At 41.2% G+C, this 15,926-nt stretch carries 16 protein-coding genes; 2 read left to right on the top strand and 14 right to left on the bottom strand.

Going from position 1 to position 15,926, the window contains the following annotated elements; translation table 11 throughout:
- Positions 1–47: 47 nt before the first annotated feature.
- The 5 genes from LXO72_RS00750 to LXO72_RS00730 all read right to left on the bottom strand — a co-directional run bounded on the left by LXO72_RS00750 (position 48) and on the right by LXO72_RS00730 (position 3,662).
- The gene (locus LXO72_RS00750; protein WP_006595782.1) at positions 48–290 is read right to left on the bottom strand and encodes a YneF family protein; all 243 of its coding nucleotides are present in this window, start codon (positions 288–290) and stop codon (positions 48–50) included.
- Positions 291–346: 56 nt separating this feature from the next.
- Positions 347–1,597 (bottom strand): diaminopimelate decarboxylase, encoded by a 1,251-nt coding sequence (locus tag LXO72_RS00745; protein WP_123159485.1) that lies wholly within the window; start codon positions 1,595–1,597, stop codon positions 347–349.
- Positions 1,598–1,679: 82 nt separating this feature from the next.
- Positions 1,680–2,366, bottom strand: coding sequence for a Bax inhibitor-1/YccA family protein (locus LXO72_RS00740; protein WP_129270194.1), 687 nt, complete (start codon positions 2,364–2,366; stop codon positions 1,680–1,682).
- A gap of 29 nt (positions 2,367–2,395) precedes the next feature.
- Positions 2,396–2,860: an HDIG domain-containing metalloprotein gene (locus tag LXO72_RS00735; protein WP_117744891.1), complete on the bottom strand. Its 465-nt coding sequence runs from the start codon at positions 2,858–2,860 to the stop codon at positions 2,396–2,398.
- Between the two features lie 61 nt (positions 2,861–2,921).
- The gene (locus LXO72_RS00730) at positions 2,922–3,662 is read right to left on the bottom strand and encodes a TrmH family RNA methyltransferase (RefSeq protein WP_233331246.1); all 741 of its coding nucleotides are present in this window, start codon (positions 3,660–3,662) and stop codon (positions 2,922–2,924) included.
- 73 nt (positions 3,663–3,735) lie between these two features.
- On the opposite strand from LXO72_RS00730, the gene LXO72_RS00725 reads away from it, so the two are divergent.
- Positions 3,736–4,014: an acylphosphatase gene (locus LXO72_RS00725; protein ID WP_023024118.1), complete on the top strand. Its 279-nt coding sequence runs from the start codon at positions 3,736–3,738 to the stop codon at positions 4,012–4,014.
- A gap of 78 nt (positions 4,015–4,092) precedes the next feature.
- Positions 4,093–5,031, top strand: coding sequence for a membrane protein insertase YidC (gene yidC, locus LXO72_RS00720; protein ID WP_023024119.1), 939 nt, complete (start codon positions 4,093–4,095; stop codon positions 5,029–5,031).
- 232 nt (positions 5,032–5,263) lie between these two features.
- Here the strand turns inward: yidC and greA are convergent, their stop codons facing one another.
- The 9 genes from greA to der all read right to left on the bottom strand — a co-directional run bounded on the left by greA (position 5,264) and on the right by der (position 15,923).
- Positions 5,264–5,746: a transcription elongation factor GreA gene (gene greA, locus LXO72_RS00715; protein ID WP_023024120.1), complete on the bottom strand. Its 483-nt coding sequence runs from the start codon at positions 5,744–5,746 to the stop codon at positions 5,264–5,266.
- Positions 5,747–5,814: 68 nt separating this feature from the next.
- Positions 5,815–7,425 (bottom strand): endolytic transglycosylase MltG, encoded by a 1,611-nt coding sequence (gene mltG / locus LXO72_RS00710; protein WP_442805154.1) that lies wholly within the window; start codon positions 7,423–7,425, stop codon positions 5,815–5,817.
- A 62-nt stretch (positions 7,426–7,487) separates the two neighbouring features.
- Positions 7,488–7,988 (bottom strand): GNAT family N-acetyltransferase, encoded by a 501-nt coding sequence (locus LXO72_RS00705; protein ID WP_233331244.1) that lies wholly within the window; start codon positions 7,986–7,988, stop codon positions 7,488–7,490.
- A 12-nt stretch (positions 7,989–8,000) separates the two neighbouring features.
- A complete protein-coding gene (locus LXO72_RS00700; RefSeq protein ID WP_233331243.1) occupies positions 8,001–8,429 on the bottom strand; it encodes a GNAT family N-acetyltransferase in 429 nt (142 codons plus the stop codon).
- Positions 8,430–8,438: 9 nt separating this feature from the next.
- A complete protein-coding gene (murC, locus tag LXO72_RS00695; RefSeq protein WP_048715429.1) occupies positions 8,439–9,773 on the bottom strand; it encodes a UDP-N-acetylmuramate--L-alanine ligase in 1,335 nt (444 codons plus the stop codon).
- A 14-nt stretch (positions 9,774–9,787) separates the two neighbouring features.
- A complete protein-coding gene (locus LXO72_RS00690) occupies positions 9,788–10,456 on the bottom strand; it encodes a cystathionine gamma-synthase (protein WP_233331242.1) in 669 nt (222 codons plus the stop codon).
- A gap of 57 nt (positions 10,457–10,513) precedes the next feature.
- The gene (locus LXO72_RS00685; RefSeq protein WP_233331241.1) at positions 10,514–13,609 is read right to left on the bottom strand and encodes a DEAD/DEAH box helicase; all 3,096 of its coding nucleotides are present in this window, start codon (positions 13,607–13,609) and stop codon (positions 10,514–10,516) included.
- Between the two features lie 550 nt (positions 13,610–14,159).
- Entirely contained in the window at positions 14,160–14,456 is a 297-nt protein-coding gene (locus LXO72_RS00680) for a hypothetical protein (protein WP_233331240.1), read from the bottom strand.
- Positions 14,457–14,612: 156 nt separating this feature from the next.
- Positions 14,613–15,923, bottom strand: a complete 1,311-nt coding sequence (gene der / locus LXO72_RS00675) for a ribosome biogenesis GTPase Der (RefSeq protein WP_048716584.1) — start codon at positions 15,921–15,923, stop codon at positions 14,613–14,615.
- Positions 15,924–15,926: the final 3 nt, after the last annotated feature.

The following is a 15,926-nucleotide window of genomic DNA, read 5'->3' as shown; positions in this document are numbered from 1 at the left end:
AATCTTAAAGTCCCCCTACTTATTTTATTGTGTAATCAGTCTTGCTTTTATTTCTTCTTCGTATTCAAAGATGCTTTTTGTTGGTTCAAAATTTGACGGTAAACTTGTTGTACCTTCGCTTCACTTGGACGTTGACCGCTAGCTCCCAATAAGGTACGAACCGCTTCAACATTCAAACGTGGGTTTGATGCAAATTCTTTTTCAAACTGCTTGCGAAGTAGGTACATACCTGCCAACATCCCACCAAAGAAAGCAAGGATAATCAATAAAATTGTCAAAAATGTAGACATAAGTGTTTTTCTCCTAAATTCAATATTTACACATTTTCTATTATACCAAAAAGGCCCTATTTTTCAAAGTCAAAGCCATACAATGTTGCAAAGTAATCCTCTGGTTTTTCGGCCCGTCGGATGAGACGAGCTTGGCCCGATTCTTCTAATAAAATCTCGGCAGAGCGAAGCTTGGCATTGTACTGATAGCCCATGGAATAACCATGCGCTCCTGTATCATGGATGACCAAGAGATCCCCAATCTCAGAGATAGGAAACTCCCGATTCTTGGCAAATTTGTCATTGTTTTCACACAAACTACCAACAATGTCGACTACTTCTGTCTCACCTTCTGGACGATCGAGATTGGTGATATGGTGGTAGGCCCCGTACATAGCAGGACGGAGGAGGTTGACAGCCGAAGCATCTACTCCTAGATAGGTCCGATAAGTCTGCTTCTTATGGGTGACATGGGTGACTAACAAGCCATGTGGTGCCAACATGAAGCGGCCTAATTCCGTATAAATTTTTACTTGATCTAAGCCAGCAGGGATTAAAATAGCCTCGTAAGCACGACGAACCCCCTCCCCAATCACAGCGATGTCATTCGGCTGGTCTTCTGGTTTGTAGTTCACTCCAACCCCTCCAGAAAGGTTGACAAAATCCAAAGTCACCCCTGTCTTTTCAACAACTTCTACAGCCAACTGGAATAATTGCTTAGCCAATTCTGGATAGTAATCATTAGAGATGGTATTCGAAGCCAAGAGGGCATGGATTCCAAAGCGCTTAACCCCCAAGTCTTTTAACTCACGGAAGGCTCGGATCAATTGCTCCTTGGTCATGCCGAACTTAGCCTCCTCAGGGTGATCCATGATATCCGTTCCCAGTTCAAACACCCCTCCTGGATTATAGCGGCAAGAGATAACCTCCGGTAGAGTCGCAACTGACTGTAAAAAAGCTACATCTTCGTAGGCATCCAAGTTGATAGTCGCTCCTAGTTGACGGGCAAAGACCATCTCTTCAGCCGGCGTATTATTCGAAGAAAACATAATCTCTTGGCCCGTAAATCCTAATTTTTGAGCCATCAACAATTCCACATAGCTAGCACAATCCACGCCACATCCTTCTTCTTTTAGGATTTTTAGGATGGCTGGATTAGGGGTTGCTTTGATAGCGAAATACTCTTTAAAACCTGGATTCCAAGAAAAAGCTTGATGGAGGGCACGAGCTGTCTGCCGGATACCAGCTTCATCATATAGGTGAAAGGGAGTTGGATAGGTTTCAGTAATTTGTTTTAATTTCTCCCTGCTAATAAATGGACGTTTCATTTGAAGATTCTCATTTCTATCAATTTTCTTTAGTATATCACAAGTTTTCCAACAAAAAAAGCCGGTTCCCCGGCTCTTTCTATTAATCATTGCGTCCAAAAATACGTAAGATATTGATGAACAAGTTGATAAAATCAAGATAAAGTTCCAAAGCCAAGGCAACTACCCAACCATTGGTTGGTTGACCATTGGATTGTTCATAGACATAACGAATCTTTTGATTATCCCAAGCAGTCAAACCTGCAAAGATAATCACACAAAGGATGCTAAGGACATAATCCATACCAGAGCTTTGTAAGAAAATATTCGCAATTGAAGCAATGATGATACCAATCAAGGCTCCCATAAAGGCTCGTCCCATTCCAGACAAGTCTTTTTTGGTCACACGACTAATCGCTGACATGATGAAGAACATCAAGGCACTGACTACAAAAGCTTTATAAACTGTCGCTTGAGCATAGCGAGCAATGATAAAACTCAAGGTAAAACCATTCAAAGCGGAATAGGTTAAAAAGAGAGGCAAGGCCATGGGATTGTTTTTCACCGATTGTCTAGAAGCGACAAGGACTAAAATCAATTCAACGGCAATGGCAATATAGTAGACCCATGGAGCCTGAATTAGAATATACATGAAGGTTTCTTGGAAAAGGGTCATCATCAAAGCTGATACAACAGCTGAGATTCCAACTCCAACTCCGACTAGAGAATAAATTTTGCTATAAAAGCTATTAAGGCCACTTTGTTCGTGGATAACGGTTTGTTGATTCATAATCAATCATTCCTTTCAAACTTAAATTATTATGATTTTAACATTTTTCGATGGAAAAGTCTCCTCTTTGACCACTTTTTTCTCATTGGTTCTGAGGCTTCTTTGATAGCCCAGTACTTATCGACCATGGTCACGAGGAAAGATTCTTTGTAACGTGGTGGAGCAAGCGTCAATCCCCACATGTGTTTGAGGATGATATCCTCTTCTTTTTTATTGAGGCTTGTTATCTTTTTTGCATTTCGTACAGCTATTCGTGGATGGACCCAAGCATGGCTCTTATTGAATTTGACTTGGCGCCAATCATAGTAAAAAAGATCGTGCAGAAGAGCTCCTCTCGCTGTACTTTTGGTATCCCAGCCCATCTTCTTAGAAATGCGGTAACTAGTGTAGCTAACATGAATAGAATGCTCCAAACGATTGGAGTGAATATGATGCGGAATTTCCTTTAATTTTTGAAGTTTTGGGTGTTGAATCAAATGTCCCACTTCAGCCATATATTCTTTATCTTTCTGATACACGAGTCTCACCTCCTTAAATCTAACTAGCTCACTATTCTTAAATCATAGAAAACATTAAAATCCCTGCTGCAACTGCGACATTCAGACTTTCTGCTTGACCCGGCATCGAGATATGAATTAGCTGATCTGCTTTCTCAGCCATCTCAGAACTGATACCTTGACCCTCATTGCCCATAACTAATACAAAAGCAGGGACTTTTTCCACTTTCTTATAGTCAACGGAGTCCTTGGATAAGGTGGTCGCATAGATGGGGAGCTGGCTCTCTTTAATACCTGTCAAGAGTTGCTCTTTGTTTAAACGGATAACAGGAAGATGAAAATGACTTCCCTGCATGGAGCGCAAGGTTTTCATATTATACAAATCCGCAGATTGATCGGTTAAAAGCACCCCATCAAAGCCCGCTGCGTCAGCAGTCCGAATCATGGTTCCGACATTTCCTGGATCTTGAACATCCTCTAACAATAAATACCGTCCTTGAGCCAGCTGAAGATGCTGGATTGGCTGTATCTTAATTTCTGCCACGATTCCTTGAGGGCTTTTGGAATCAGCAATTTCTGCTAAAACCTCAGGAGATACGATGGACACCTTCGCATCTATCTTGATCTTATCTACAAACTCTTCCAAAACAAAGACTTGTTCAATCGGTGCCTGATGATTGACAGCTTCTTCATAAAGATGCCATCCTTCGATGAGGTAGGAGTCTGTTCTGTATTTTTTTTGATGAAGTTTTTTAACTTTTTTAATCCCATTATTGGACTTAGAGGTTATAATATTCATAAGACTATTATACCACATTCACAGGAGGAGCTTCTCCGTCCTGAGTAGGAATTCAATCACAAGGAGAACAAGCATGCAAAAAGTTGAAATGACAGCCCAAGGTCGGGTCCAAGGTGTTGGCTTCCGCTGGGGAGTTTATAGCTTAGCATTAGAAATCGGAGGCATTACAGGTCGGGTCTGGAACAATGATGACGGCACAGTCACTATCCTTGCCGCCTGTGAAGACAATGCCCTCATGGCCAAATTTATCCAAGAAATACGAAAAGGTCCTACTCCTTTTTCCAAAGTTTCTTATCTGGACGTCCATCTGGCAAACTTCGAACCCTACAAAGATTTTAAAATTTCAAATTAAGTCCAGAGAACTATTGTTAATTTGATAAAAAAACAGTAGAATAGAAAGGTATTATTTAAAATTAAAGGATAAAAACTCGTGAAAAAATATAAACGTTATCTACTTGCAGCCCTCAGCTTGTCTGCCCTCCTCCTCTTAACGGGATGTGTCAGCATTGACAAGACGACCAAACAACCGACCGGTTTCGTCTGGAATCTCATTGGAAAACCAATGGGAGAAGCCATCAATTTCTTTGCGACGGATCTTGGACTTGGCTTTGGTTTAGGGATTATCCTAGTAACCGTAATCGTTCGAATCATCATCTTCCCTCTAGGTATTTATCAATCTTGGAAGGCAACCTACCAATCAGAAAAGATGAACTACCTCAAACCGATCTTTGCACCGATTCAAGAACGCATCAAAAATGCAGAGACTCAAGAAGAAAAACTTCTTGCCAACTCTGAATTGATGAATGCCCAAAAAGAAAACGGCGTCAGCCCATTCGGCGGTATTGGATGCTTGCCCTTGTTGATTCAAATGCCATTCTTCTCAGCTCTTTATTTTGCAGCTCAATATACTCCAGGAGTCAACAAGAGCAGTTTCCTTGGCATTGATCTCGGTTCAAAAAGTCTGGCTTTAACCTTAGTTGTTGCTGTTCTTTACTACATTCAAAGCATGCTCTCTCTCCATGGTATCGAAGATGAAACCCAAAGAGAAACTATGAAGAAAACGGCTCTCATGAGTCCAATTATGATTGCAGTCTTCTCTTTGATGGCACCAGCTGGTGTAACCCTCTACTGGGTAGTCGGTGGTTTTGTACAAATTATTCAACAATTTGTCATCAACTACCTCATCCGTCCAAGATTGCGGAAACAAGTAGCTGAGGAATATAAAAACAATCCTCCAAAAGCTCCAGCATCCAATGGACATCGCGTAAAAAAAGATATCACACCTACCAATCCAGCCAACGCTCAACGTTCCCTTCCAACTAACGGAAACAAAAAACGAAACGCTGGAAAACAACGCAACCGTAACTAATACATACAAATAGGCCGAGATAATATCTCGGCCTTTTCCATTACTATAAAAAAAGAGGCTAGGACAAAAGTCCTAGCCTCTCAATTGTCTTTGGATTGTCGAGCAAGACGCAGTGGTTGAGTGGGCTCTACTACGCTGCTTTCATCAGCTTTTACAGCCCTACTCAACTGTGCGGAGGTGGGACGACGAAATCGAATTCTAACGAATGACCGATTTCTGTCCCACTCTCTTTTTATTCTGTTTTTTCAACGTTCAAGATTTTCACTTGGTAGCTTCCTGCTGGAGTTTCAATCGTCACAGTATCCCCTGTTTTCTTACCAATTAAGGCATGACCAATTGGACTTTCATTTGATATCTTACCAGCAAAAGCATCTGCTCCAGCTGAACCAACGATGATGTAGACATCTTCTTCGTCTTCACCAATTTCTTTTACGGTGACTGTTTTTCCGATCGCTACTTCATCAACAGCGACTGCATCACTATCTACAATTTCAGCATAGCGAATCTTTGTTTCTAGGCTGGAGATTTGCCCTTCAACAAAAGCCTGTTCGTCTTTAGCTGCTTCGTATTCACTGTTTTCTGAAAGGTCTCCGTATGAACGAGCAATTTTAATCCGCTCTACAACTTCTGGACGACGAACTAATTTCAATTCTTCTAATTCAAGTTCTAACTTTTGCTTTTCAGCAAGGGTCATTGGATAGGTTTTTTCTGCCATATTTATTTCTCTTTTCTCTTTTCTATTATTTTTTTCGAACTAAAAAGGTGTGGCATGCCACCTCCTCCTTAGTTTGAGCTGCTTTCTGTTAATTTGCTATTCACGTGTTCTTCCACGTTTTTAGTGTGTTCCTCAAAAGTTTTCGCAAAATAGACTTCCCCTGTCTCTACATTTGCGACAAAGTAGAGGTAGTCTGTCTTGCTTGGGTTGACGGCTGCTTCAATTGCAGATAGCCCTGGACTATCTACTGGACCAGGCATCAAACCAGTATTCTTGTAGATATTATAAGGTGAATCAATATTGGTGTCAATCGTTGCGTCTTCTTTCAGAGTCGTCTTCTTGCCTAATTGACCTTGTGCGTATAAGATGGCAATATTACTTTGAAGAGGCATATCTTGATTCAAACGGTTATAAAAGACACTGGCAATATCCTTGCGGTCTTTATCTGTAGCGCCTTCTTTTTCAATCAAAGAAGCCAGAGTCAATGCCTCATTGACATCAATGTTTTTAGCTTCCATAGTGTCATAGTAGGCTGAAAGATTTTGGTCCATTGCAGCTAACATTTGGTCCACAAGATCTTCCATTTTACTATCTTTTCCATAACCGTAAGTAGCTGGGAAGAGATAGCCCTCTAAGCGATAGCGTACCCCACTTTCTTTGGACGGTAAGGTTGCTAGTAACTTAGGATATTTGGCTACCATCTTTTCAATAAAAGCATCATCTTGGATTACTTTTAAGAATTCTTCTTGCGTATATGGAGTCTTGGCACCAGATTTGGAACTAGCATCCACAGAAACCACTTGAGCGATTTGATCAATCGTGTAGCCCTCAGGAATCGTAATTTTTCCTAAGACCGGTGGTTCCGGAGTTTTGGTCCCTTGCTCTTGCAATTTTTGAATAATGGTCTCTAGATCCATACTCTTTTGTAGATTGAAATAACCGGATTGGAAGTTTCCATAATTCTTAAACTTGGTGTAATAGTTGAAGAACTGACCATTCTTAATCAAGCCTTTTTTCTCCAAGATGGTCCCAATTTCACGATTGCTAGATCCAGCAGGAATTTCAACGGTTACAAACTCTGTAGACTTGGCATCCATTGCATTTAAGTTAGATCGAACATAGGTCACCGCGAAAATTCCAGTTGCAACCATTAAGACAAAAAGAATTCCTAGAACCGTCAAGACGATTCGTTTCGCAATGGTGTTCTGCTTTTTCTTTTTCTGAACGCGTTGATCCCGATCCTTGCGCGAAACACTAGATACAGGTGTTTCTTTTCTCGAAACAGCCACAGGCTGACTTGAGCTTTCTGCTTCTCGAGTTGGCTCTTCGATTGGTAGAGTTGTTTCTTCTTGGTTCTCTTTGGCTACTTCCTTAATTGCAGGAACCTCTGTAACCTCTGCTACTTCTACTTTTTCTACTTCCTCTGGAATCTCTACGGTTTCCTGAACTTCGGACTCTTCCGACACAAGCTCAGAAAGCGCCCCTTCCGTCTCGTCTTCTTGGTTCTCTGGAATAGAAATTTCTTGAACAGGTAAGTCAACTTCTTTTTCAACCTGTACAATCTGTTTATTGGCTTCTTCAAGATCACGGAGAATCCGCTCTTTGAAGCTTAATAATTTTTCATTCTCTTGTTGGTTTTCAGTCAAATACTTGACCCCCCTTGTCATAATCCTTAATATTATATCTTAAAAGGGATAGAAAAGCAATAGGAACGAGGCTTGAGGGCCTTAAATCCTATTGATCACTTACTTGATGGGACCTCCCATACTAAATCGTACCAGACTTCCCCAGCATAGTTAGAGGCCGAGCGTCCTTCGTTTACAAAGCCGTTCCTTTCATAATACTCAATCAAGTAATCATGACAGGTCAAACTAACCCCTTCCCGTCCTTCTTCTAAGGCAAGATTCTTCATGGCTTCAAGTAGGGCTTTCCCAACTCCTAAGCCTTGGGCAGACTGAGAAATCGAAAGACTCGTAAGGGTAATAAAACCTCCTGGTAGATGGGACTCTTCCTTTACTTCTGTTGTAAAAGAGCGGTCATCGACATATCTCTTTTGAGTAACAGGTCCTTCTAGATAGCCTAGAAGTTGGCCATCCTTTTCAGCGACTAAAAAGCTATTATGAAACGTTTCAATATGTTTTGCAAGCACCGTCTTATCTATTGCCTCTTCTGGACTAAAATTTTCCAGTTCTATGGCAACAATGGCTTCTAAATCATTCATAGTTGCACGACGAATGTTCATTTTTCTTCCTTTCTATAGGGATAGGTGCCACATTAGGTGATAGCCCTCAACTCCTTCTTCCTTATCCTCTATCTCTAGTTGAAAATCATTCATTTCAAAATACGGAATCAACTCTTCCTGGCAGGTCACATGAATCCCTAACAAGGATTCTTGAGCTACAAGAGACTTGAGTGTGGCGAGTAGCAAGGTGCCAAACCCTTGTTTTCTATAGTCTCGAAGAATTTCCAACCACAATAATTTTAAAGAGGGATTCTCGAACTGTTCCTCCATCTGAATCAGGCAACTTCCAATCACTCGCCCTTCAAATTCTAAGACCAGGGTCCTAAACCCATTCAGTTCTTGCAACTTCTCTCTTTGAAAAGAAAAATTTTGGGACGTGATCTGCTCGATCTCATCCCAATCATTTTTTTTAGCAAACCGAATCCTAACGCTTGGTTGCATGTTATCTCCTTATTGAACGTTATTGGTCAAGTTTCCAAGTAAACGTTCAAATGAATATTCATAGGTCTGGATATCTCCTGCTCCCATGAAGACATAAACGGCATTGTCATGATCCAAGAGTGGAGAAACGTTTTCAGCTGTAATCACACCTGATTTCTTAATAATTTTCGCTTCTAGATCTTCAACTTTGACATCCCCATGATCCACTTCACGAGCTGATCCATAAATTTGTGCCAAGTAGACCGCATCAGCCTGGTTCAAGGCATCCGCAAACTCATCCAAGAGAGCAATCGTCCGAGTAAAGGTATGAGGTTGGAAGACCGCTACGATTTCCTTACTTGGGTATTTTTGACGGGCTGCATCCAAAGTGGCAATAATTTCAGTTGGATGGTGGGCAAAGTCATCAATGATGACGGTATCGTTGACAATCTTTTCTGTAAAGCGACGTTTGACCCCGCCAAATGTTTTTAAGTGTTCTCGAACCAAATCAAGATCGAATCCAGCGATATAAAGTAAGCCGACAACTGCTGTTGCATTCATGATATTGTGACGTCCAAAGGATGGGATTTGGAATTGTCCCAAATCTTCTCCACGGAAATGAACAGTAAAGGTTGATCCCGTAGTAGAACGCAAGAGATCACTGGCTACAAAATCATTGCCTTCTTCTTCAAATCCATAGTAGTAAATCGGAGCCTTAGCTGTAATCCGACGAAGCTCAGGATCTTCACCATAGATGAACAAGGCTTTGGAGATTTGTTTGGCATAATCATTGAAGGCATTGAAAACATCTTCTAGGCCAGTAAAGTAATCAGGATGGTCAAAGTCAATATTGGTGATGATTGAATACTCTGGGTGGTAAGGCATGAAGTGACGTTCGTACTCGTCTGATTCAAAGACAAAGTACTTAGCACCTTTCGAACCACGACCAGTTCCATCCCCAATCAAATAGCTAGTATCTGTGATATTAGACAGAACGTGAGACAAAATCCCTGTAGTAGAGGTTTTCCCGTGAGCTCCTGCTACTCCCATGCTGACAAAATCACGCATAAATTCACCCAAGAATTCATGATAGCGTTGATAGGTGTAGCCTTGAGCATCTGCATAAGCAATCTCTACGTTGTTTTCAGGTTTAAAGGCATTTCCAGCAATCAAGATTTGATCCCCAGTAAGATTTTCTTCGCTGAATGGTAGGATGGTAATCCCTGCTTGCTCCAGACCTCTTTGAGTAAAGTAATATTTCTCTACATCAGATCCTTGTACAGTGTGTCCCATCTGATGGAGCATGAGAGCCAAGGCACTCATACCAGCTCCTTTTATTCCGATAAAATGAAATGTTTTTGACATAGTTTCTCCTCCTGCTAGTCCAGATTGGTCACATTGAGTTCTTGTTTAATAGGTCTCGTTGGAATGTTCTGTTGATCCTTGTTATAGATTTGACTCTTTTTCAAGAAATCATAATTGTTCTTTTTTGGTTTCTCTTCTTGATGGGATTCTTGAACTGGAACTTCCTCAGCCCCTTCTAAAAGGATCAATTGCTCTTGTTTCAGTCGCTCACCATATTTAATCAATTCACCGGGATTTTCTTTTTGAAAAGGAGCTGTCGGCTTCCCTTTTGGCATGAAAGAAGGGGTGAATTTTTTACGATTAGGCTTAGATGCAATATCTGCTGTTAAATACGGAGCCGTCCGCTTCTTTTTCAAATCAGCACGCGCTGCTTCACGAGCTTCTTCTGCGTAGCGATTCGCCGGGCTCTTTTTATCAACAGGCTCCTTGAAATCAGGAGTCATCGGCTGCCTTCTTGACTTAGGCACTTCAAATGGTTTTTGAAGGGATTTTTGTAGATTTTTTTGATAAGGTTGCTCTGCTACCTTTCCAGTAGCAATTGGCTCCCATTCTAAATAGTTTTTATCTGTATACTCCCCAAGAATATTACTAATGAAGTCCCCATCATCATATAAATTCATATGGGGCATTTGAGTTAGCATCAATTCATCATCTGCTACTTGAGGAAACTGCTTATCCGTCATCCTATTTCTTCCTTTCGACACTTCATTAATTATAAACTATTCATTTAATTTTTCAAGTTATTCTACCGAAATACCCAAAATTTCCCGAATTTCTTCAATAGAAAGGCTGGAGCGCGTTTCGGTGCCATCTAATATGGTAGAAACTAAATGACGTTTGCTAGTCTGAAGCTCTTGAATTTTTTCTTCGATGGTCCCTCGAGTAATCATCCGGTAGACCTCAACATTCTTATCTTGTCCCATTCGATGGGCACGGCCAATGGCTTGATCTTCTACCGCAGGGTTCCACCATAGGTCAACCAAAATAACCGTGTCAGCACCTGTCAAATTCAAGCCAACTCCACCTGCTTTCAAGGAAATGAGAAAGGCATCCCCTTGACCGGAGTTAAAGGCGTTGGTCATATCTTGGCGCTCATTAGCTGGCGTAGATCCTGTGATTTTAAACGAAGTCATCTTCAGAGCATCCAACTCTTTTTCAATGATATCCAACATGCCCCTAAATTGTGAGAAGATCAACACTCGTTGGTTTCCATCTTTGATCTGCTCTAGCAATTCTCGAAGGCTATCCAGCTTCCCACTTTCTCCAGTATAGTCCTCTAAAAAGAGGGATGGAGTATCACAAATCTGACGAAGACGCATCAAACCAGATAAGATTTCCATCTTACTGCGATTGAGTTCCTCTTCAGAAGAGTTTAGAATGCGGTCTTGCATTTGCTTCAACTGAGCTAAATAGATCGTTTTTTGATCGTCAGCCAATTCATTCTTATAGGTCATCTCAATCAAATCTGGAAGCTCCTGCAAGACTTCACTTTTTTTCCGTCTCATGATAAAGGGCTTGACGTATTGAGAAATAGTCTCTGGACTCAATTGTTTAAAATCTTTTTTACCCGGAAACAAACCAGGAAGCACAATTTGGAAAATCGACCAGAGTTCCTCTACGTGGTTTTCTATTGGAGTTCCCGACAAAGCAAAGGTATGAGGAACATCGAATTTCCGTAAATATTGGGCAATCTTGGTTTGGGAATTTTTCATGACCTGGGCTTCATCCAAGATGAGGTATTGGTACTGATTTTTTTCGTATTGCTCTACGTCCTGGCGGAAAGAAGCGTAACTGGTAATCGCTACCTGAGGGTTGCTTGCAATCACCTCGTCGCGACTTACTTTGAGGCCATAGATAACCTCCACTTCCATTTGTGGAGCAAACTTTTCGAACTCCTCTTTCCAATTATAGATTAGACTAGATGGAGCTAAGATCAAAATCTTAGAATCCGCCGTCGCAACACTTGAGAGAAAGGCAATGGTCTGGAGGGTCTTTCCAAGTCCCATATCATCTGCCAAAATCCCCCCAAAGCCATAGTGATTAAGCATGGATAGCCAGCGGACTCCGACTTCCTGATAATCTCGAAGTTTAGCTGTCACTTGCAACTCACCCAAAGGAAATTGTTCTGGATGAATCAAGTCATGAGCCAAGTGACGAAACTCTTCAGAAAATTGGACATTGTCAGCTGACTCAAATAACTGGGAGAGCTGGAAGGCTGCAATGCGATTGGTTTGTAACTGACCTGTTTTTGTCTTCTTTGCACGAAGATTCAATAAAGTCTGACTGATCCGCTTGGTTTCTTCATCAAAGATTAGAACCTTTCCTGATTGACTGATATAATAGTCATTCTTCTCAACCAAGGCACTCATAACTTGCTCAACCTCAGAGGGATCAATGGAGTCAAATTCAAAACCAATCTCAAGGAGACGACCACTGGTTTGAATGGCAATCTTTGGCTTTTCAACCTGATACAGATCTAACAACTTATCCGAAACTTCGACCTCTCCCAGTTCTTCAAACAAGGGAAGGGTCTGCTGAAAGAAGGGATAGATCTGCTTGGGAAGGAGAGGAGCTCGTTTTGTTTGAAATTGATTGGTAAAGCCAGCTGTCAAGATGGTTTCAAAAACCAAACGTTCCTTATCAAAATTACTGGAATAAGGCAGATCCTTAAGTTCTTTCTCAGAGCGAACGATACGGTCCTCGTAGACAAAAACTAGATCCATCAGCACTTCTCCTTGCTCCGATAAATCAAAAGCAAAGTGAGGTTGAAAATCGTGAATATAGAAATTACTTGGTGCTTTCACCTCACCAATTTTCCTGAATTGCTCTAAGCTATAGGTTAATTTGGTCTGATCAGACAAATCAAATTGAACATGTCTTTTCTGATCACTGGAGAGGGGTAAACTCTGCACAGCCTCAATCAAAATCTTTTGAAGCGGTGATATTTGATAAAAATGGCCATTTGCCAAAAGAAAGCGACCTTCCACCATTTTATAGGAAGCCACTTGGACCTGTAGTTCGATAAACTCCTTCATTTCCACTACTTGGAAAGAAAACAAGCCTGAATCTTCCTGGAGTTCTTGAAAGAATACTTCCTGATAGGTATCCAGTCCGACTTCAAGGGTAAAGAACGGTAAGTCCATCAATAATTGCACAGCTTCTTCAAAGAAGCTCATTGGAAAGTAAAGATGACGACCCCCATTTGGAAAGAAGAGGGCATCATGCACCGTATCTCCCGATAACAAGCCTTCTAAGAATCGAATTAAGGCACGACTTTCAGGGTCAAATGCTGCGTAGAAAATCGGCTCGTAATAACTTTTTCCAATCGCAAAATGGGACTGTTTTCTGATGGCTTGCAAAAAAGCTACAACATCCCGCACCACATAAGATCTCTCATCCGGTCTGCGATAGATACGAAGGGTCCACAAAAACTGACCGGAATAGTCGTCTACATGACCGGTTGCTGAGAGACCAAAACGGACTTCTTTGCTTTCAATTTTTGGTAGGACTTGATCTAAAAACAAACTTCCAAAAGATACTTTTTCCTTTGTTTCTTGACTTTCTGTTGCATCTTGCTCCAAACCAAGCAAGAGTTCCTTCCCTTCTTCATCATTTTTTAAAAAGGCTTCTCCTGCGGCTAAATGCACACAGAATTTTTTCTTCTGGAAAAACTCACAACTACAAAAAATTGCTTGATCATCTAGACTATAGCGGAGGGACTCATTGTCAATTCTGAAATAGAGGTACTGATTCTTCATTTCCTGTAGGGATACTTTCCCGTTTTCATAGAGAAGGATTCCTTCTGAACGGATTTTCCCAGGAATTAATTTTGCCATATTTACCACCTTATGTTTATCCCTTTATTATATCATATCCCCTCTAAAATAGAAAAAAAAGACAAAGAATTGTGAAGAATTCAATGCCTGATTTTACTATCACCTACTCCACTTTTCTTTTTAAATGTAGACAAACTATTGTTTTACATAAAACAGCTAGATGATTTTCAAAAAAATGACTTTTATTTTTAGTCATTTAAGAAGATGAAAAACTTTCCGCTGTGAGAGAAGTACCTGAAACAATTATGTTTCAGGTACTCGGAATTATTGAGACCTTAGGCTCAATAATTAGTCATGGAACTTCTTAGAAGTTCGCTGACGTCCGTACTCACCTAAGGAAAGTTTTTCAGAAGACTTTATCTTCAATCAGAAAGAGGCTGGGACAAAAGTCCTAGCCTCTCAATTATCTTTGAATTGTCGAGCAAGACGCAGTGGTTGAGTGGGCTCTACTACGCTGATTTCATCAGCTTTTACAGCCCTACTCAACTGTGCGGAGGTGGGACGACGAAATCGAATTCTAACGAATTACCGATTTCTGTCCCACTCTCTTTTATTTTACTCTCTTATAACCTTCTTTTTTGAAATTTTTGATATGTTCTGAATAGTTGGCCAGTTCTCCAAACGTTTTTATCTCATCGTTGGCTTTATTTAAGGCTTCAATATCTAAGTCTTGATAGACGATCTTGGTATGAATCATCAGTCCACCCTCTTTCGTCCGACTCACATCTGTTGTATAGCCCGAAATTCCTTTTTTAGGTTCAACAATTTCTTTTTTAATATATTCGAACTCAGAGTCATCTTCAATATTTACATTAAAATTATCAGCCCAAAACTCTTCAGAGATCATTTGATTGGCTCTATGTCGAATCGTCACTCGAAGAAGAATGTCTTTATCTTTTTTCTCATAGGTTTCTTCTCTTTCAATGCTACAAGCTGTTAGTCATAGAAACACAATGAATGGGACAGCCAACATGAGTCCTTGTTTCAAAATTTTCATAAATACCTACTTCCGTTTCCGAGCAATCAAATGGATTGGGGTTCCTTCAAAGACAAAGGCTTTCCGAATTTGATTTTCCAAGAAACGAAGATAAGAGAAGTGCATGAGCTCTTCTTCATTGACAAAGACCACAAAGGTTGGTGGTTTGGTAGCAACCTGAGTCGCATAGAAGATTTTTAGACGTTTTCCTTTATCTGTAGGTGTCGGATTAATGGCAATGGCATCCATGATGACATCGTTCAAGACAGCTGAAGGAATCCGTGTATTTTGGCTCTCACTGATCTGCTTGATCATATCTGGTAGCTTGTGCAAGCGTTGCTTGGTCAAAGCAGAGACAAAGATAATAGGTGCATAAGATAAGTATTGGAATTGATCTCGAATATCATCTTCCCATTGCTTCATGGTGTGGTTATCCTTTTCAAGGGTATCCCACTTATTGACCACGATGATCATCCCTTTTCCAGCTTCATGGGCAAATCCGGCAATCCGCTTATCGTACTCGCGGATTCCTTCTTCTGCGTTCAAGACCATCAAGACCACATCCGAGCGATCGATAGCCCGCATAGCCCGCATGACAGAATATTTCTCTGTATTTTCATAGACCTTACCAGATTTTCGCATTCCGGCTGTATCAATCATGGTGTACTCTTGGCCTTCTGCATCGGTGAAATGGGTGTCAATCGCATCCCGCGTAGTCCCTGCTACAGGACTGGCAATGACGCGGTCTTCCCCAAGGATGGCATTGATCAGACTAGATTTTCCGACATTAGGGCGGCCAATCAAGCTGAACTTGATGACATCTGGATTTTCTGGCTCCCGATCCGTCGGAAGGTTTTCAACAATAGCATCCAAGACATCCCCTGTACCAATCCCGTGCACAGATGACACTGGCAAGGGGTCGCCTAGACCAAGAGCGTAGAAATCATAGATGTCAGTTCGCATCTCTGGATTATCCACTTTATTGACCGCTAAAATGACTGGTTTGTGGGTCTTGTAGAGCATCCGAGCCACATACTCATCTGCATCGGTAATCCCTTCTTTTCCAGATACGACAAAGACAATGACGTCTGCTTCATCCATGGCAATCTCCGCTTGGTGCTTGATTTGCTCCATGAAAGGTGCGTCCACGTCATCAATCCCGCCAGTATCAATAATACTAAATTGGTGATTGAGCCACTCAGCCGTTGCATAAATACGGTCCCGAGTAACCCCTTCGACATCCTCGACAATGGAAATCCGCTCACCGGCAATCCGGTTAAAGAGCGTTGATTTCCCGACATTTGGACGTCCTACAATGGCAACAGTAGGTAAAGCCATGGT

The organism is Streptococcus sp. XMC, assembly GCF_021341835.1.
Taxonomy (GTDB): domain Bacteria; phylum Bacillota; class Bacilli; order Lactobacillales; family Streptococcaceae; genus Streptococcus.
This window is presented reverse-complemented; position numbering and strand designations above follow the sequence as displayed.